This window comes from Mesorhizobium sp. B2-5-11, from assembly GCF_006440835.1.
Taxonomy (GTDB): Bacteria; Pseudomonadota; Alphaproteobacteria; order Rhizobiales; family Rhizobiaceae; genus Mesorhizobium.
This window is the reverse complement of the sequence record NZ_VFUK01000029.1, coordinates 1-1,684: the sequence shown is the minus strand read 5'-3', so window position 1 is coordinate 1,684 and position 1,684 is coordinate 1. Positions and strand designations below refer to the sequence as shown.

Here is a 1,684-nt window from a genome sequence, read left to right as displayed (position 1 = left end):
GACGGGCTGGTCGCGTTCACCGGCGGCGTCGGTATTGCCGACAACTGGCTCGGAAACGCCCGCAATCCAGATGAGTGGCGCGACACGCACTATCAAGTCAAAGGACCCGCAGTGTCTGCCTTCCAGGCGGCATTCGCGGAAAACTGGTTGGAGACGGCCGGCGAGACATTGCAAGGTGAGAAGTTCTACCCACCCTCCGAACCTGCGGGGTCGCTTAGCGCTCAGCTGATCCTGTCATCGCAGCCAAATGGCTCGGAGAACATGGAACTGATGATGCTGGCGGCGATCGCTGCCGCCAGGGATCATCTTCGCATCGGAATGGCCTATTTCGTGCCTGACGATATTGCCCTGCAGCAGATCTTGGACGCCAGGAAACGAGGGGTAGCAGTCGACGTGATCGTGCCCAACTGGCTCACAGACGTGCCCCTGGTCCGAAAGGGCTCGCGGTACTTCTGGGGCGACTTGCTCAAAGCTGGGGTCCGGATCTTCGAGTTCCAGCCAACGATGTATCATCCCAAACTCCTGATCGTCGACGACGTCTGGACGAGCTTTGGCTCTGCCAACCTGGACGAGCGCTCCTTGCGGCTGAACGACGAAGCCACGCTGAATGTCTACGGCCGGGATTTTGCCAAAACGCAGATCGACCTGTTCAGCCAGGATCTTGCGCGATCAAGGCAGATCAGTTTGGGCGAATGGGAAGCGCGCCCCCTGACCGAAAAAGTATCGGACTGGCTGGCCAGCAGACTACACTCGCAACTCTAGAGCCTCTTGGTGGGCGAGTCCCCGCAAACGGCATCTGCGCCCGTCAAATGGCTAATATGGTGCGCCACGCGCAAGAATGGGAGCAACCCCGCAATAACACCGAGCGGATTGCTCAACACGCGCCCTGCAACTTCATCGGTCGATGCATCCCCACCTCGTCGGTCACGCGGCCCCTTTGCGATCATGACAGTGAGACCCGAAAGTGCTCTCAACGATGGTGTATTAAGGTCCGCGCATGGGCGGCTGGAAGCCTGAGCGATCAGAGGCACCGGCATGTCTTAATGAGGACGAATACGCCCACTTGCGTAAGGCAGCGCCAAAAGCCCCAGGGCGATCCAGAAGCCGGGCTCAGCCATTGCGGCGAGATCTGACAGAAGTCGCTTCATGTTGCCCCACCCGTGCCCTGACGAATCCGCGGCCGATCATAAACTCGAGACAAGAGTCCGCTCTTGTGGGAGGAGAAGCGGGCTCTTAGCTGCGACCTAAGACCCAGCGGCCGGCGCAAGAGCCGCCCGCGGACCCGATCGCCAGAAAAAAAGTCCGCCCGCGCCATTTGGGCGTCACCGTTTTGCGGCATCGCTGTCGGCCGCGGCGCGAGACAGGAACATCTGCGTCGTCTCGGCGAGGTGGCTCTTGAGCCAATCCGCCATCGCTTCCTCTTCGCGCAGATTCTGCTCACAGACACGCGCCACCTCGGCCTCCCCTTCGGCGTGGGCCGCGGCGATGAGCATCGTGTAGGAGGCAATCTCCATATGCTCGAAAGTATAGCTGGCAAGCGAACCCTTCATCACCTCGTCGCCGGCGAACACGCCGCTGATCGACTGGGCCATGGCGGTGAGCTTGCCACCTGCGTCTTTCATCGCGGAGGATCCCTCTCCGATCCGGTCAAGACAGCTTTTGAGGCGCGAGGCCTGCTGCCGCG

The 1,684-nt window shown here is 60.9% G+C and carries 2 protein-coding genes; one reads left to right on the top strand and one right to left on the bottom strand.

Annotation, left to right across the window (positions count from 1 at the left end):
* A partial coding sequence (locus FJ490_RS32485) for a phospholipase D-like domain-containing protein (RefSeq protein ID WP_246672859.1) occupies positions 1-762 on the top strand: 762 nt, incomplete at its 5' end.
* A gap of 560 nt (positions 763-1,322) precedes the next feature.
* On the opposite strand, the gene FJ490_RS32480 is transcribed toward FJ490_RS32485, so the two are convergent.
* A partial coding sequence (locus tag FJ490_RS32480) for a DUF892 family protein (protein WP_140729647.1) occupies positions 1,323-1,684 on the bottom strand: 362 nt, incomplete at its 5' end.